17 protein-coding genes are annotated in these 16,169 nt (G+C 60.3%); 15 read left to right on the forward strand and 2 right to left on the reverse strand.

The annotated features are described in order from the left end of the window. From ccoO (AC07V0_RS10220) to ccoP (AC07V0_RS10250), 7 genes are all read left to right on the forward strand, one after another. On the forward strand, window positions 1-609 hold the full coding sequence (ccoO, locus tag AC07V0_RS10220; protein WP_007942211.1) for a cytochrome-c oxidase, cbb3-type subunit II: 609 nt from the start codon (window positions 1-3) through the stop codon (window positions 607-609). A gap of 3 nt (window positions 610-612) precedes the next feature. Beyond that, entirely contained in the window at window positions 613-813 is a 201-nt protein-coding gene (locus AC07V0_RS10225) for a cbb3-type cytochrome oxidase subunit 3 (protein ID WP_018925303.1), read from the forward strand. Then, on the forward strand, window positions 810-1,763 hold the full coding sequence (ccoP, locus tag AC07V0_RS10230) for a cytochrome-c oxidase, cbb3-type subunit III (protein ID WP_086945123.1): 954 nt from the start codon (window positions 810-812) through the stop codon (window positions 1,761-1,763). The genes AC07V0_RS10225 and ccoP (AC07V0_RS10230) overlap by 4 nt, the downstream gene beginning before the upstream one ends. 482 nt (window positions 1,764-2,245) lie before the next feature. Then, on the forward strand, window positions 2,246-3,688 hold the full coding sequence (gene ccoN, locus AC07V0_RS10235) for a cytochrome-c oxidase, cbb3-type subunit I (RefSeq protein ID WP_007942208.1): 1,443 nt from the start codon (window positions 2,246-2,248) through the stop codon (window positions 3,686-3,688). Continuing rightward, on the forward strand, window positions 3,688-4,296 hold the full coding sequence (gene ccoO, locus AC07V0_RS10240) for a cytochrome-c oxidase, cbb3-type subunit II (RefSeq protein WP_018925301.1): 609 nt from the start codon (window positions 3,688-3,690) through the stop codon (window positions 4,294-4,296). Before ccoN ends, ccoO (AC07V0_RS10240) begins: the two co-directional genes overlap by 1 nt. A gap of 5 nt (window positions 4,297-4,301) precedes the next feature. Beyond that, window positions 4,302-4,487 carry a CcoQ/FixQ family Cbb3-type cytochrome c oxidase assembly chaperone gene (locus AC07V0_RS10245; RefSeq protein WP_003175465.1) on the forward strand — a complete coding sequence of 62 codons (186 nt, stop codon included), beginning with the start codon at window positions 4,302-4,304 and terminating at the stop codon, window positions 4,485-4,487. After that, the gene (ccoP, locus tag AC07V0_RS10250; RefSeq protein ID WP_018925300.1) at window positions 4,484-5,467 is read left to right on the forward strand and encodes a cytochrome-c oxidase, cbb3-type subunit III; all 984 of its coding nucleotides are present in this window, start codon (window positions 4,484-4,486) and stop codon (window positions 5,465-5,467) included. Before AC07V0_RS10245 ends, ccoP (AC07V0_RS10250) begins: the two co-directional genes overlap by 4 nt. 55 nt (window positions 5,468-5,522) lie before the next feature. Here ccoP (AC07V0_RS10250) and AC07V0_RS10255 read toward each other — a convergent pair whose 3' ends face one another. After that, window positions 5,523-6,527, reverse strand: a complete 1,005-nt coding sequence (locus AC07V0_RS10255; RefSeq protein ID WP_086945124.1) for a metallophosphoesterase family protein — start codon at window positions 6,525-6,527, stop codon at window positions 5,523-5,525. Between the two features lie 485 nt (window positions 6,528-7,012). Between AC07V0_RS10255 and ccoG the strand changes: the two genes are divergently transcribed. The 8 genes from ccoG to AC07V0_RS10295 all read left to right on the forward strand — a co-directional run bounded on the left by ccoG (window position 7,013) and on the right by AC07V0_RS10295 (window position 15,490). Continuing rightward, window positions 7,013-8,428 (forward strand): cytochrome c oxidase accessory protein CcoG, encoded by a 1,416-nt coding sequence (ccoG, locus tag AC07V0_RS10260; RefSeq protein WP_007933370.1) that lies wholly within the window; start codon window positions 7,013-7,015, stop codon window positions 8,426-8,428. A gap of 11 nt (window positions 8,429-8,439) precedes the next feature. After that, a complete protein-coding gene (locus AC07V0_RS10265; protein WP_018925298.1) occupies window positions 8,440-8,979 on the forward strand; it encodes a FixH family protein in 540 nt (179 codons plus the stop codon). A gap of 187 nt (window positions 8,980-9,166) precedes the next feature. Further along, window positions 9,167-11,617: a heavy metal translocating P-type ATPase gene (locus AC07V0_RS10270; RefSeq protein ID WP_495019553.1), complete on the forward strand. Its 2,451-nt coding sequence runs from the start codon at window positions 9,167-9,169 to the stop codon at window positions 11,615-11,617. Window positions 11,618-11,639: 22 nt separating this feature from the next. Then, complete coding sequence (gene ccoS / locus AC07V0_RS10275) at window positions 11,640-11,858, forward strand: cbb3-type cytochrome oxidase assembly protein CcoS (RefSeq protein ID WP_007933363.1); 219 nt, start codon at window positions 11,640-11,642, stop codon at window positions 11,856-11,858. Next, a complete protein-coding gene (locus AC07V0_RS10280; RefSeq protein WP_018925296.1) occupies window positions 11,851-12,534 on the forward strand; it encodes a sulfite exporter TauE/SafE family protein in 684 nt (227 codons plus the stop codon). The genes ccoS and AC07V0_RS10280 overlap by 8 nt, the downstream gene beginning before the upstream one ends. Before the next feature lie 117 nt (window positions 12,535-12,651). Continuing rightward, the gene (gene hemN / locus AC07V0_RS10285; RefSeq protein WP_018925295.1) at window positions 12,652-14,034 is read left to right on the forward strand and encodes an oxygen-independent coproporphyrinogen III oxidase; all 1,383 of its coding nucleotides are present in this window, start codon (window positions 12,652-12,654) and stop codon (window positions 14,032-14,034) included. 93 nt (window positions 14,035-14,127) lie between these two features. Further along, window positions 14,128-14,862: a fumarate/nitrate reduction transcriptional regulator Fnr gene (fnr, locus tag AC07V0_RS10290; protein ID WP_018925294.1), complete on the forward strand. Its 735-nt coding sequence runs from the start codon at window positions 14,128-14,130 to the stop codon at window positions 14,860-14,862. Window positions 14,863-14,941: 79 nt separating this feature from the next. Further along, window positions 14,942-15,490 carry an adenine phosphoribosyltransferase gene (locus tag AC07V0_RS10295; RefSeq protein WP_086945126.1) on the forward strand — a complete coding sequence of 183 codons (549 nt, stop codon included), beginning with the start codon at window positions 14,942-14,944 and terminating at the stop codon, window positions 15,488-15,490. A gap of 36 nt (window positions 15,491-15,526) precedes the next feature. Here the strand turns inward: AC07V0_RS10295 and recR are convergent, their stop codons facing one another. Beyond that, window positions 15,527-16,129 (reverse strand): recombination mediator RecR, encoded by a 603-nt coding sequence (gene recR / locus AC07V0_RS10300; protein WP_086945127.1) that lies wholly within the window; start codon window positions 16,127-16,129, stop codon window positions 15,527-15,529. Window positions 16,130-16,169 lie beyond the last annotated feature (40 nt).

Consider the following 16,169-nt stretch of genomic DNA (forward strand, 5'->3'; position numbering starts at 1 on the left):
ATGAAACACGAAACAATCGAGAAAAACGTCGGCCTGCTGATGTTGCTGATGGTGTTCGCCGTGAGCATCGGCGGCCTGACCCAGATCGTCCCGCTGTTCTTCCAGGACGTGACCAACAAACCGGTGGAAGGCATGAAGCCCTACACCGCGCTGCAACTGGAAGGTCGCGACATTTACATCCGCGAAGGCTGCGTCGGTTGCCACTCGCAGATGATCCGCCCGTTCCGCGCCGAAACCGAACGCTACGGCCATTACTCGGTGGCCGGGGAAAGCGTGTGGGATCACCCGTTCCTCTGGGGCTCCAAGCGCACCGGGCCGGACTTGGCGCGAGTCGGCGGGCGCTACTCCGAAGACTGGCACCGCGCGCACTTGTACAACCCGCGCAACGTGGTGCCGGAATCGAAGATGCCGGCGTATCCATGGCTGGTGGCCAACCCGCTCGACAGCAGCCACACCGAAACCAAGATCCGCGCCATGCGCACCCTCGGCGTGCCGTACACCGACGAAGACATCGCAGGCTCAGTCGCTTCGCTCAAGGGCAAGACCGAGATGGACGCGCTGGTTGCCTACCTGCAAGTGCTCGGCACTGCCATCAAGAGCAAGAGGTGAGTCATGGTCATTGATATGAGCACAGGCCTGATCCGCGGCCTCGGCACAGTCGTGGTGTTCGTGGCCTTCGTCGGCCTGACACTGTGGGTGTTCAACAGCAAGCGCAATCCGCAATTCGCCGAAGCGCGCCTGCTGCCGTTCGCTGACGAGCCGCAACCCGAAACTACCCAAGAATCTGCAACAACAAGGAGCGCCCGGCCATGACCACCTTCTGGAGTGCGTGGATCTGCGTACTGACCATCGGCAGCCTGATCGGCCTGACCTGGCTGCTGATCGGCACCCGCCGCGGCGAAACCAAGGGCAGCGTCGACCAGACCATGGGCCACAGCTTCGACGGCATCGAGGAGTACGACAACCCGCTGCCGCAGTGGTGGTTCATGCTGTTCGCCGGCACCCTGGTGTTCTCGGTCGGCTACCTGATCCTTTATCCGGGCCTGGGCAACTGGAAAGGCATATTGCCCGGTTATGAAAACGGCTGGACCGGGGTGCACGAGTGGGAAAAGGAGATGAGCAAGGCGGACGCGAAGTTCGGGCCGATCTTCGCCAAATTCGCCGCCATGCCGGTGGAAGAAGTAGCGAAAGACCCACAGGCACTGAAAATGGGTGGCCGCCTGTTCGCCTCCAACTGCTCGGTGTGCCACGGCTCGGATGCCAAGGGCGCGTTCGGCTTCCCTAACCTGACCGACAGCGACTGGCGCTGGGGCGGCAGTGCCGAGACCATCAAGACCACCATCATGGGCGGTCGCATGGCGGCCATGCCGGCCTGGGGTGAAATCCTCGGTGAAGCCGGCGTGAAAAACGTCGCCGCGTATGTGCGTCACGAACTGGCGGGCCTGCCGTTGCCAGCCGACAGTGGTGCCGACGTGCAAGCCGGACAGCAACTGTTCAGCACCACCTGCGTAGCCTGTCATGGGGCAAACGGCCAGGGCACTGAAGCCATGGGCGCGCCGAATCTGACGCACCCGGCCGGTTTTATCTACGGTACCAGCCTGGCGCAACTGCAACAGACTATTCGCCATGGCCGCCAGGGCCATATGCCGGCGCAAAACGAACTGCTGGGCAACGACAAGGTGCAATTGCTGGCCGCTTATGTGTACAGCTTGTCCCACGGAGTCGGCACCGAGCGTTTGCAGGCACAAGGCAAAAACGAATAATTTTTGACCGCTCTGCTGCCGCATTCTTCGGAATGCGGCAGTTCCCTGCCTCTTTGCGACCCATTGTCGCACCCTGCCGTTCCCCTTCCTTTCGGTTCACCAGATTCGGGTCTAAGCTTCCTCGGTGCGGACTGGCATGAGCCGGTTCCAGGTCGATTTTACCCGATGTGTTCGACGATTCTGTTCGATGACAGGCCGCAAAGGCTGGTAGATACCGGCTGTCGCGCAAATTGCCGTCTGTCCCTCGATCGTTGCGTTTGAACACACCCCGTTACATCTGACTTGAACCCCTCGCCTTTTTCATCCGCTGCGACATTTTGTCAGAGGGCAATTTTGTCCTTACGCGGCGCATGGAAAGGCCGCAGAATCAGGTTTTGAAAGCATTGACCCAGGTCATGGCGCGTTGCAATGACCCCCCGCTTTCTCCATACTTGCGGCCGATTTTTACTCCTAATAAAACACCCAAACCGTGGAACCTTAGAATGAGCACAGCAATCAGTCCGACTGCTTATAACTATAAGGTAGTCCGCCAGTTCGCCATCATGACGGTGGTCTGGGGGATCCTTGGCATGGGGCTTGGTGTCTTCATCGCCTCACAGCTCGTATGGCCGGAATTGAACTTCGGTCTGCCGTGGACGACTTTTGGACGCTTACGCCCGTTGCACACCAACCTGGTGATTTTCGCCTTCGGTGGTTGTGCTCTGTTTGCCACTTCTTATTACGTCGTGCAGCGAACCTGCCAAACGCGACTGATCTCCGACAGCCTCGCGGCCTTCACCTTCTGGGGTTGGCAAGCGGTGATCGTCGGCGCGATCGTGACCTTGCCGATGGGTTTCACCACCACCAAGGAATACGCGGAACTGGAATGGCCCCTGGCTATTCTGCTGGCCATCGTCTGGGTCACCTACGGTCTGGTGTTCTTCGGCACCATCGTCAAGCGCAAGACCAAGCACATCTATGTCGGTAACTGGTTCTACGGTGCCTTCATCGTCGTGACCGCGATGCTGCACATCGTCAACCACATGTCGCTACCGGTCAGCCTGTTCAAGTCCTACTCGGCCTACGCGGGTGCGACCGACGCGATGATCCAGTGGTGGTACGGCCACAACGCCGTGGGCTTCTTCCTGACCACCGGTTTCCTGGGGATGATGTACTACTTCGTGCCGAAGCAGGCCGAGCGTCCGATCTACTCCTATCGCCTGTCGATCGTGCACTTCTGGGCGCTGATCACCCTGTACATCTGGGCCGGTCCGCACCACCTGCACTACACCGCACTGCCGGACTGGGCTCAGTCCCTGGGCATGGCGATGTCGATCATCCTGCTGGCTCCGAGCTGGGGCGGCATGATCAACGGCATGATGACCCTGTCGGGCGCCTGGCATAAGCTGCGCACCGACCCGATCCTGCGTTTCCTGGTCGTGTCGCTGGCGTTCTACGGCATGTCGACCTTCGAAGGCCCGATGATGGCCATCAAGACCGTCAACTCGCTCTCGCACTACACCGACTGGACCATCGGCCACGTACACGCCGGCGCCTTGGGCTGGGTAGCGATGATCTCGATCGGCGCCATCTACCACATGATCCCGAAACTGTTCGGCCGTGCACAAATGCACAGCACCGGTCTGATCAACGCGCACTTCTGGCTCGCGACCATCGGTACCGTGTTGTACATCGCTTCGATGTGGGTCAACGGCATCACCCAGGGCCTGATGTGGCGTGCAATCAACGACGACGGCACCCTCACCTACTCGTTCGTGGAAGCGCTGCAAGCCAGCCACCCTGGTTTCATCGTTCGTGCCCTGGGCGGCGCGTTCTTTGCCAGCGGCATGCTGTTGATGGCCTACAACGTGTTCCGTACCGTTCGTGCCTCGGACCCGGCTGAAGCTGAAGCCGCCGCCAAGATTGCTGTAGTTGGAGCTCACTGATGAAGCATGAAGCAGTCGAGAAGAATATTGGCCTGCTGGCCTTCTTCATGGTTATCGCCGTCAGCATCGGCGGCCTAACCCAGATCGTTCCGCTGTTTTTCCAGGACGTTACCAACAAGCCGGTCGAGGGCATGAAGCCTCGTACCGCCCTTGAACTGGAAGGCCGCGACATCTACATCGCCAACGGTTGTGTCGGCTGCCACTCGCAGATGATCCGTCCGTTCCGCGCTGAAACCGAACGCTACGGCCACTACTCGGTCGCCGGTGAAAGCGTCTGGGATCACCCGTTCCTGTGGGGTTCCAAGCGTACCGGTCCGGACCTGGCCCGTGTCGGCGGTCGTTACTCCGATGACTGGCAGCGTGCGCACTTGTACAACCCGCGCAACGTGGTGCCCGAGTCGAAAATGCCGGCTTACCCGTTCCTCGTGGAAAACAAGCTCGACGGCAAAGACACCGCCAAGAAAATGGAAGTCTTGCGCACGCTCGGCGTCCCTTACACCGACGAAGACATCGCCGGCGCCAAGGATGCTGTGAAGGGCAAAACCGAAATGGACGCGCTGGTGGCCTATCTGCAAGGCCTGGGCACCATCATCAAAAGCAAACGGTGATTTAGATGGATATCGGGATGATTCGTGGCCTGGGCACCGTTGTTGTGATGGTGGCCTTCATCGGTCTGGCGTTGTGGGTATTCAGCCCCAAGCGCAAGTCGGAGTTTGAAGACGCGACCTTGCTGCCTTTCGCGGATGATCCCGAAGCCATCAAGCACGTCGAGCAAGCTTCTAGGAGTAACAAAGAATGACTACGTTCTGGAGTCTGTACGTCACAGTCCTCAGTCTCGGCACCATCTTCGCCCTGACCTGGCTGCTGCTGTCCACCCGCAAGGGCCAGCGCGCCGAGCAGACCGACGAGACGGTCGGCCACTCCTTCGACGGGATCGAGGAGTACGACAACCCACTGCCGAAATGGTGGTTCATGCTGTTCGTGGGCACCATCATCTTCGCCCTTGGCTATCTGGTCCTGTACCCGGGCCTGGGTAACTGGAAAGGCCTGTTGCCAGGTTACAACTACCTGGATAACGAGAAGCAGACCGCGTTCGCCAACGGCCAGACCGGCTGGACCGGCGTCCACGAGTGGGAAAAGGAAATGGCCAGGTCGGACGCCAAGTTCGGCCCGATCTTCGCCAAGTTCGCTTCCATGCCAATCGAAGAAGTCGCCAAGGACCCGCAAGCCCTGAAGATGGGTGGCCGCCTGTTCGCCTCCAACTGCTCGGTCTGCCACGGTTCCGACGCCAAAGGCGCTTATGGCTTCCCTAACCTGACCGACGCCGACTGGCGCTGGGGCGGTGAAGCGGCAACCATCAAGACCACCATCATGGGCGGCCGTCACGCCGTGATGCCGGCCTGGGCCGAAGTGATCGGCGAACAAGGCGTCAGCGACGTTGCCGCTTACGTGCTGACCAGCCTCGATGGCCGCAAACTGCCGGAGGGCGCCAAGGCTGACCCGGTTGCCGGCCAGAAGCTGTTCGCTGCCAACTGCGTGGCTTGCCACGGTCCGGAAGGCAAAGGCACCCCGGCCATGGGCGCCCCTAACCTGACTCACCCGGCAGCGTTCATCTACGGTTCGAGCTTCGCTCAACTGCAGCAGACCATCCGTTACGGCCGTCAGGGCCAGATGCCTGCGCAGGAACAGCTGCAAGGCAACGACAAGGTTCACCTGCTGGCCGCTTACGTCTACAGCCTCTCTCACGGTGAGAAAGCGCCGGTGGCAGACGCCCAGTAAGGCAAACGCTCGATGCAACAAAAAAGGCCCCGCCAGTGATCTGGCGGGGCCTTTTTCATGGGCGACTGGTGAAAATTGATTTCACCGGCACTTTCGCTACAAGCTTGCGGTTATGCCACTGGTTGTTTTCGACCAGATCGACCTGCAGTTGCTTGCGATCCGCGGAAAAACTGGCAATCAGATAGGTCTCCTGGGAAGCGCTGCCACTGAGGAAAACGGGCACATTCCCCCTATAGGACATGGAACCGCCGTTTTCATGAAGATGACCGGCGAATATGGCCGTCACTTCATATTTTGCGATCATGTCCCTGAAACGACTTTCCTGACCCCAGTCACCCTGCCAGTCATAGGGTTTATGCATGTTGATAATGATCGCGTAACCTTGGGCCCGGGCGACTCGTAAATCATTTTCAAGCCAATCCAGCGCAGCGGTAATGTTAAAAGTTGTAGGATTCAGGGGATGGGAAATTTTGGTTGCGTAAGTCGGCTCATTATTAAGCTGGACCAGATGAACCTCCCCTATATTTTTGGAATAGGCAAGACTGCCCGAATACATCTTATTGAACAAAAAGCCCGTAATCTTCAAATCGAAATCATCTACCTTGCCGGCATGATGCTCTTGATATTCGACAATACTGCCCGCCGCACAACTATTAGTAAAACAATCATCGACATTGTTCTGATAGTCATGATTACCCAAGCCGTACAGATAGTCTTTATTAAAGTACTTCTGCAGCGTCGAATTGATATACGAACGCTGCCAACCATGACCAAACGCCGTCATGTCACCGTTGATCATCAATGGCACCTGCGAGTGCCCGCCCATCTTGCTTCTGAAATCCGCAATACTCGCGAACTGGGTCTCCACCAGCCATTTGGCACGCTGTTCAAACTCGCTGTCAGGTTCATATTCCTCACTGTCCGTTTTATCCGTCCACGGATACTGCGGATCAGACGCGAAGACCATATGAATAGGTGCACCTTCATTTGAATGTGCGACAGATGCCAGCGACAGGATCCACATGCATGCGAATAACTTCGCACCTTTTACAATGTTCATAGAATTCCATTTCCGTAATATTAGATAGGCACGCCGCTATATAACAACGGCATGCCAGAACAACTTATTCCAGAAAATAGAAAACCGCAAACATCAAACAGCGGGCAATTCAGTTAATATATTTCCGACTTGCTTATAACAACTGACGTCGATGCTTTCGCCAGCAGCATAGGAATCCCGTACAGGGAATGTAATGCGCACCCGGCTGAAGCGCCACCGCGTCATACCGCCTTCGATGCCAGGATTTTGCCGGTCGATGCCACCGTAGCGCTCGAATGAGCTCGCCGCCCCCACAAAACCGTCCATAATTCACAAGCCAATTGATTCAAGTCATTACACTGTCAGTTGATTTCCACCAACGTGACCAAAGGTCGCACCCTTGAGTTAGAGCTACAGGCGTATCATTGCGCCACTGCAACACCTCTTTTTGACCGCGGTCGGCACGTACTGACCGAGGCATTTTTCCACTGCCGTGGGATGCAATGATGAGCAATCAGATTCCGGTACACGACGTCACTCCACCCGCCAAGAACGCGAACAACAGCGTCGACCTCTACGCCTCTCGAGAAAAGATCTACACCCGCGCCTTCACCGGTCTGTTCCGCAACCTGCGGATGACGGGTGGTGCCGCACTGTTTCTGCTGTATTTCGGCACGGTGTGGCTGAGCTGGGGCGGTCATCAGGCCGTCTGGTGGAACCTGCCGGAGCGTAAGTTCTTCATTTTTGGCGCGACCTTCTGGCCCCAGGATTTCATCCTGCTCTCAGGCATTCTGATCATCAGCGCCTTCGGCCTGTTCTTCATTACCGTGTATGCCGGTCGGGTCTGGTGCGGCTACACCTGCCCGCAAAGCGTCTGGACCTGGATCTTCATGTGGTGCGAAAAGGTCACCGAAGGCGACCGCAACCAGCGCATCAAGCTCGACAAGGCGCCGATGAGCGCCAACAAATTCCTGCGCAAATTCAGCAAGCACACGATGTGGCTGCTGATCGGCTTCGTGACTGGCATGACCTTCGTCGGCTACTTCTCGCCGATTCGTGAACTGGTGATCGACTTCTTCACCGGTGAAGCCGATGGCTGGTCGTATTTCTGGGTCGGTTTCTTCACCCTCGCCACCTACGGCAACGCCGGCTGGCTACGCGAACAGGTGTGCATTTACATGTGCCCGTACGCCCGCTTCCAGAGCGTGATGTTCGACAAGGACACGCTGATCGTCTCCTACGACCCGCGCCGTGGCGAAAGCCGTGGCCCGCGCAAGAAAGGCATCGACTACAAGGCTCAGGGCCTGGGCGATTGCATCGACTGCACCATGTGCGTCCAGGTCTGCCCCACCGGCATCGACATCCGCGACGGCCTGCAAATCGAATGCATCGGCTGTGCGGCCTGCATCGACGCCTGCGACAGCATCATGGACAAGATGGATTACCCGCGCGGCCTGATCAGCTACACCACTGAGCACAACCTGTCGGGGCAAAAAACCCATAAACTGCGCCCTCGCCTGATCGGCTACGCCCTGGTGTTGCTGACCATGATCGCGTTGCTGGTGACTGCGTTCTTCATGCGCTCGCTGGTCGGTTTCGATGTCAGCAAAGACCGCGTGCTGTACCGTGAGAACGCCGAAGGCCGGATCGAAAACGTCTACAGCCTGAAGATCATGAACAAGGACCAGCGCGACCACACCTACGTGCTCGAAGCCACCGGCCTGCCGGACCTCAAGCTGCAAGGCAAGCGCGAGATCAAAGTCGCCGCCGGGGAAATTTTCAGCCAGCCGGTCGAGTTGTCCAGCTCGCCGGAGCAACTGCCGTCGAGCACCAACGAGGTGAAGTTCATCCTCAAGGATGCCGATGACGCCAGCGTCCACGTTGAAGCCAAGAGCCGATTCATCGGCCCACAAATTCGTTGAGAGAAGTGATCATGCCCGCAGCAACTGCCGCAAGTCCTTGGTACAAGCACCTTTGGCCGTGGATCATCATCGCCATCCTGGCCTGCTCGGTGACCTTGACCCTGTCGATGGTGACCATCGCGGTGAACAACCCGGACAACCTGGTCAACGACAACTATTACGAGGCCGGCAAAGGCATCAACCGCTCCCTGGACCGTGAACTGCTGGCCCAGACCCTGCAACTGCGAGCCAGCGTGCACCTGGATGAGCTGACCGGCGAAGTCGACCTGCGCCTGAGCGGCAACAGCCAACCGAAAACCCTTGAGCTGAATCTGATTTCGCCGACCCAGCCGGAGAAGGATCGCAAGATCACCCTGGCCCGCAGCGAAACTGAACAGGGCCGCTACATTGGCCAGTTGAGCGACAAGGTCGAAGGCCGCCGCTTCGTCGAATTGCTGGGTGTGCAGGATGACAAGACCTGGCGAATGTTCGAAGAAGAACAGGTCAGCCATGCCAAGGATCTGTTGCTCGGTGATGAGCCGTTGCAAGGTGCCGAAGACCTGAAGAAATAGTCACAACGATCTCCTGTGGCGAGCGGGCTTGCCCGCGTTCGGTTGCGCAGCAGCCGCAAGTTGTCTACTCGATCTATCGAGAAGTTCGCGCTGACTGTCTTTGGGACCGCTGCGCGGTCCAACGGGGGCAAGCCCCCTCGCCACAGAGGCCTTTGGGCCTGCCACAATGGTTTTCATGGCAACAAACATGACCAGTCCAACCCCCTGCTACCACTGCGCACTGCCCGTCCCGGCCGGTAGCCGCTTCACCGCCGCTGTCCTCGGGGATACCCGCGAATTCTGCTGCCCGGGTTGCCAGGCGGTGGCCGAGGCCATCGTGGCCGGTGGGCTGGAAAGTTATTACCAGCATCGCAGCGAAGCCTCGGCCAACCCCGAAGCCTTGCCGGTGCAGTTGGTCGACGAGTTGGCGCTGTATGATCGCGCCGACGTGCAGCAACCCTTTGTCCGTCACGAAGGCGAACTCGCCGAAACCACCCTGTTGATGGAAGGCATCAGCTGCGCCGCCTGCGGCTGGCTGATCGAAAAGCATCTTCGCAGCCTGCCGGCGGTGGCCGAAGCACGCCTGAACCTGTCCAACCATCGCCTGCACGTGCGCTGGGCCGACGCGCAATTGCCGTTGAGCCAGGTGCTCAGCGAATTGCGCCACATCGGTTACGCCGCTCACCCTTATCAGGCCGACCGTGCCAGCGAACAACTGGCCAGCGAAAACCGTCTGGCCCTGCGCCAACTCGGGGTCGCCGGGTTGCTGTGGTTCCAGGCGATGATGGCGACCATGGCCACCTGGCCGGAATTCAACATTGACCTCAGCCCCGAACTGCACACCATCTTGCGTTGGGTCGCGTTGTTTCTCACCACGCCGATCGTGTTCTACAGCTGTGCGCCGTTCTTCAAAGGGGCGATGCGCGATCTGCGCACCCGGCACCTGACGATGGACGTCTCGGTGTCACTGGCAATTGGCAGTGCCTATATCGCCGGGATCTGGACCTCGATCACCGGGGTCGGCGAGCTGTATTTCGATGCGGTGGGAATGTTTGCGCTGTTCCTGCTGGCTGGGCGCTACCTGGAACGCCGCGCCCGGGAACGAACCGCCGCCGCGACCGCACAACTGGTCAATCTGTTGCCCGCCTCCTGCCTGCGGCTGAGTGCCGACGGCCAGAGCGAGCGGATTCTGCTCAGCGAGTTACGCGTGGGCGATCAGGTGCTGGTGCACCCCGGCGCGATCCTGCCGGCCGACGGCAAGATCCTCGACGGTCAGTCGAGCATTGACGAATCCCTGCTCACCGGCGAATACCTGCCGCAGCCACGAACCCTGGGCGACGCTGTCACCGCTGGCACCTTGAACGTCGAGGGTGCGTTGACCGTGGAGGTCCTGGCGCTGGGTCAGGACACGCGCCTGTCGGCCATCGTCCGCCTGCTGGATCGCGCCCAGGCCGAAAAGCCACGGCTGGCGGAAATCGCCGACCGCGCCGCGCAATGGTTCTTGCTACTGACGCTTATCGCAGTGGCCGCCATCGGCCTGCTCTGGTGGGAGCTGGATTCATCGCGAGCGTTCTGGATTGTCCTGGCGATGCTGGTTGCGACCTGCCCGTGCGCCTTGTCCCTGGCCACGCCGACCGCCCTCACCGCCGCCACCGGCACGCTGCACAAACTGGGGCTTTTGCTGACGCGCGGCCATGTACTGGAAGGCCTGAACCAGATCGACACGGTGATTTTCGACAAAACCGGCACCCTCACCGAAGGTCGGCTGGCCTTGCGTTCGATCCGGCCGCTTGGGGCACTGGCGAGCGATCAATGCCTGAGCCTCGCCGCCGCCCTGGAAAACCGTTCCGAACACCCGATCGCCCGGGCTTTTGGCCGCGCGCCGCTGGCCGCCGAAGAGGTCCACAGCATGCCGGGCCTGGGCCTTGAAGGCTTGGTCGGCGCGCAACGCCTGCGCATTGGCCAACCGGGTTTTGTCTGCGAGCTCAGCGGTGCTCAAGTGCCGATGATGCCCGATGAACCTGGCCAATGGCTGCTGCTCGGCGACAGCCAGGGACCACTGGCGTGGTTCGTCCTCGACGACCGTTTACGCGCCGACGCCCCCGCTCTGCTGGCGGCCTGCAAGGCTCGCGGCTGGCGCACCTTGCTGCTGTCCGGCGACAGCTCGCCGATGGTCGCCAGCGTCGCCGCCGAACTGGGCATCGACGAGGCCCGTGGCGGTTTGCGTCCGGACGATAAATTGCAGGTGCTGAAACAACTGCACCTGGAAGGCCGCAAGGTGTTGATGCTCGGTGACGGGGTCAACGACGTGCCGGTGCTGGCCGCCGCCGACATCAGCGTGGCGATGGGCTCGGCCACCGATCTGGCAAAAACCAGTGCCGACGCGGTGTTGCTGTCGAACCGCCTCGACGCGCTGGTGCAAGCCTTCAGCCTGGCCCGTCGCACCCGTCGGGTCATCATCGAGAACTTGCTGTGGGCAGCGCTGTACAATGGCCTCATGTTGCCATTCGCCGCCCTCGGCTGGATCACTCCGGTGTGGGCCGCGGTCGGCATGTCCATCAGTTCGTTGACCGTGGTGTTGAATGCTTTGCGCCTGACTCGCCTGCCGAGCGCGCCAGCCACCAGCGCCACGCCAGAAACCCGCCCGCTGCCGGCCTGAGCCGCGCGGGCATGGAGTCCAGATGCCAGCTCTCTACGTGATGATCCCGGCCGCGCTGCTGATCGTGGCCATCGCTATCTACATCTTCTTCTGGGCGGTCGACAGCGGTCAGTACGACGACCTCGACGGCCCGGCCCACAGCATCCTGTTCGACGACCAGGACCCGAAGCACACGGCAGCGGTCGACGAGGCCAGCGGCCACCCGGCCAAACCCGACGACAAGGCGCCACCCCATGCTTGAGTTGGCGCCACTGTTGGTCTCTGCGCTGATCCTCGGCCTGCTCGGTGGCGGCCATTGCCTGGGCATGTGCGGCGGTTTGATGGGCGCGTTGACCCTGGCGATCCCCAAGGAACAGCGCAGCCGACGCTTGCGCTTGTTGCTGGCCTACAACCTGGGGCGGATTCTCAGCTACGCCGCGGCCGGCCTGCTGATCGGCCTGGCTGGCTGGGCCGTGGCCAATAGCCCGGCGGCGATGTTCATGCGCATCCTCGCCGGATTGCTGCTGATCGCCATGGGGCTGTACCTGGCCGGTTGGTGGAGCGGCTTGACCCGCATCGAAAGCCTCGGTCGCGGCCTGTGGCGGCATATCCAGCCGGTGGCCAACACACTGTTGCCAGTGTCGAACCTGCCCCGCGCCTTGCTGCTCGGCGCGCTGTGGGGCTGGCTGCCGTGCGGGCTGGTTTACAGCACATTGCTGTGGTCGGCGAGTCAGGGTAATGCGCTGGACAGTGCGTTGCTGATGCTGGCGTTCGGGTTGGGCACCTGGCCGGTGCTGCTCGCCACAGGCCTGGCCGCCGAGCGGGTCACGGCGTTGTTGCGTAAACGCAGCGTGCGCATGACCGGCGGCTTGTTGGTGATGGTGTTCGGCATCTGGACCTTGCCGGGGCCGCATCAGCATTGGCTCATGGGGCATTAGCCCCCTCGCCACAAAAACTATCGCTATCGCCAATCACCGTTGATGCAAATCAAGATGCCGCAACGCCGCCCCCCCTAGACTCGCCGACACTGCCAGCCTATCCGGGGGAATGCCCGCATGCTCGACGCCATTCGTTGGGACACAGATCTGATCCGCCGTTACGACCTGGCGGGGCCGCGCTACACCTCGTATCCGACGGCCGTGCAATTCGACAGCCAGGTCGGCACCTTCGACCTGTTTCATGCCCTGCGCGACAGCCGCAAGGCGCTGCGGCCGTTATCCCTGTATGTGCACGTGCCGTTCTGCGCGAACATCTGCTACTACTGCGCCTGCAACAAAGTCATCACCAAGGACCGAGGCCGCGCCCTGCCCTATTTGCAGCGCCTGGAACAGGAAATCCAGCTGATCGCCTGCCACCTCGACCCCATGCAAAAAGTCGAGCAACTGCATTTCGGCGGCGGCACACCGACCTTTCTCAGCCACGATGAACTGCGTCAGCTGATGGCCCGGCTGCGCAAGCATTTCAATCTGCTGGACGACGATTCCGGCGACTACGGCATCGAGATCGACCCGCGCGAGGCCGACTGGTCGACCATGGGCCTGCTCCGGGAACTGGGCTTCAACCGGGTCAGCATCGGCCTGCAAGACCTTGACCCGGCGGTACAGCGGGCGGTCAATCGCCTGCAAAGCCTGGAAGAAACCCGCGCGGTGATCGACGCCGCCCGGACTCTGCAATATCGCTCGATCAACATCGATCTGATCTACGGCCTGCCCAAGCAGACGCCCGAGAACTTCGCCCGCACCGTCGACGAAGTCATCAACCTGCAACCGGACCGGCTCTCGGTGTTCAACTACGCCCATCTGCCAGAGCGCTTCATGCCGCAACGGCGGATCAACAGCAACGATCTACCGGAACCGGCGCAGAAGCTGGAAATGCTCCAGCGCACCATCGAACAACTGACGGCCGCCGGTTACCGCTACATCGGCATGGACCACTTCGCCCTGCCCGATGATGAACTGGCGATTGCCCAGGAAGAGTCGACCTTGCAACGCAACTTCCAGGGCTACACCACCCACGGTCATTGCGATCTGATCGGTCTGGGGGTATCGGCCATCAGCCAGATCGGCGACCTGTACTGCCAGAACAGCAGCGACCTGACCCAGTACCAGAACGCTTTGGCGTCCGCGCAACTGGCCACCGCCCGTGGCCTGCTGTGCAATGCCGACGATCGCTTGCGCAGAGCGGTGATTCAGCAACTGATTTGCCATTTCAACCTGGAATTCGCGGAAATCGAGCAGGCCTTCAACATCGACTTTCGCGGTTACTTCGGCGAACTCTGGCCACAGCTGCAGGACATGGCCAAGGACGGGTTGATCGAGCTCGACAATGAACGGATCACCGTACTCCCCGCAGGCCGACTGCTGGTGCGCTCGGTGTGCATGGTGTTCGATGCATACCTGGAACACACCAATCGCCAGCGCTTTTCACGAGTGATCTAATGCCTTGCGGTTAAATTGTCGCAGGCTGGTCCGAATGTCCTCCCGTGGGGTACCCTTACGTCTTATGCGTGTTTTCCCACAAGGATTAAAGAAATGTCCGAGCCAGTAAAGCTGCGCGCTCATAACCAGGCCCATTGTAAGGATTGCAGCCTGGCCCCTCTCTGCCTGCCACTTTCTCTGAATCTGGAAGACATGGATGCGCTGGACGATATCGTCAAACGTGGTCGCCCGCTGAAAAAAGGCGAATTCCTGTTTCGCCAGGGCGACACGTTCGATTCCGTTTATGCAGTACGCTCCGGCGCCCTGAAGACCTTCAGCCTGAGCGATGGCGGCGAAGAACAACTCACCGGTTTCCATTTGCCGAGTGAATTGGTCGGTCTGTCGGGCATGGACACCGAAAAGCATCCGGTCTCGGCGCAAGCCCTGGAAACCACTTCGGTGTGCGAGATCCCGTTCGAGCGCCTCGACGAACTGGCCCTGCAACTGCCACAACTGCGCCGTCAGTTGATGCGCGTGATGAGCCGCGAGATTCGTGACGATCAGCAAATGATGTTGCTGCTGTCGAAGAAAACCGCCGACGAGCGCATCGCCACCTTCCTGGTCAACCTGTCGGCCCGTTTCCGCGCCCGAGGCTTCTCGGCCAACCAGTTCCGGCTGAGCATGTCGCGCAACGAAATCGGTAATTACCTGGGCCTGGCGGTGGAAACCGTGTCCCGGGTGTTCACCCGCTTCCAGCAAAACGAACTGATCGCCGCCGAGGGCAAGGAAGTGCACATCCTCGACCCGATCCAGCTCTGCGCCCTGGCCGGTGGCTCGATCGAAGGCTGACCCTGTTGACGGTGGCTGAGCGAAACGGTTCAGCCACCGTTATACTGCGACGTTTGCAGCCCGCCAGGACACTTCGACGATGGTCATCGACTCCTTCGACATCAAATCACTGATCCGCCCCGTGATCGACTTCCCCAAGCCGGGCGTGATCTTTCGCGACATCACCCCGCTGTTCCAGTCGCCCACAGCCCTGCGCCTGGTGATGGACAGCTTCGCCCATCGCTACGTCGAGGCCGACTTCACCCACATCGGCGCCATGGACGCGCGCGGGTTCCTGATCGGTTCGATATTGGCGTATCAGCTGAACAAGCCATTGGTGTTGTTCCGCAAGCAGGGCAAATTGCCTGCCGACGTGCTGGCCGAAGGTTACGCGACCGAATACGGCGAAGCCTTCCTCGAAGTCCACGCCGACAGCCTGTGCGAGGGGGATTCGGTGGTGCTGTTCGATGACCTGATCGCCACCGGCGGCACGCTGATTGCGGCGGCCAACCTGGTTCGGCGCATGGGCGCGCGGGTGCATGAAGCCGCGGCGATCATTGACTTGCCGGAACTGGGTGGTTCGCAACGGCTGGAAGACATGGGGATTGCGACTTTCTGTCTGACGCAGTTTGCGTTGAGCGATAAGTAAGGCAGCGCCTGGAAGGCGTCAGCCCAGACAGCACCGTTACAGCGAAATCGGCTTACGCCCGGCAAACGAATGCGCCAATGTCCCGCCATCCACCAGTTCCAGCTCGCCACCCAACGGCACGCCGTGGGCAATGCGCGAGGCAATCAGGCCCTTGTTGCTGAGCAACTGGGCGATGTAATGCGCCGTGGCCTCGCCTTCCACCGTCGGGTTGGTGGCGAGGATGACTTCGGTAAACGTGCCCGCCTCTTCGATCCGCGCCATCAGTTGTGGAATGCCGATGGCTTCCGGCCCCAACCCGTCCAGAGGCGACAAGTGGCCCTTGAGCACGAAGTAGCGACCGCGAAAACCGGTCTGCTCCACGGCGTAAACGTCCATCGGACCTTCCACCACACACAGCAAGGTGTCGTCGCGGCGTAAATCGGCGCATTGCGGGCACAGATCGTCTTCGGTCAGCGTGCGGCACAAACGGCAGTGGCCCACCCCTTCCATGGCCTGGCTCAGCGCCTGGGCCAGTCGCGAACCGCCGCTGCGATCGCGCTCAAGCAGTTGCAACGCCATGCGCTGGGCAGTTTTCTGACCCACACCCGGCAAAATTCGCAGGGTATCGATCAGTTGGCGAATCAAAGGGCTGAAGCTCATGGGGAAAAAGTCCGACATAACAACGAGACGCGGTTTATAC

It is taken from the genome of Pseudomonas sp. GW821-FHT01E10 (genome assembly GCF_059422365.1).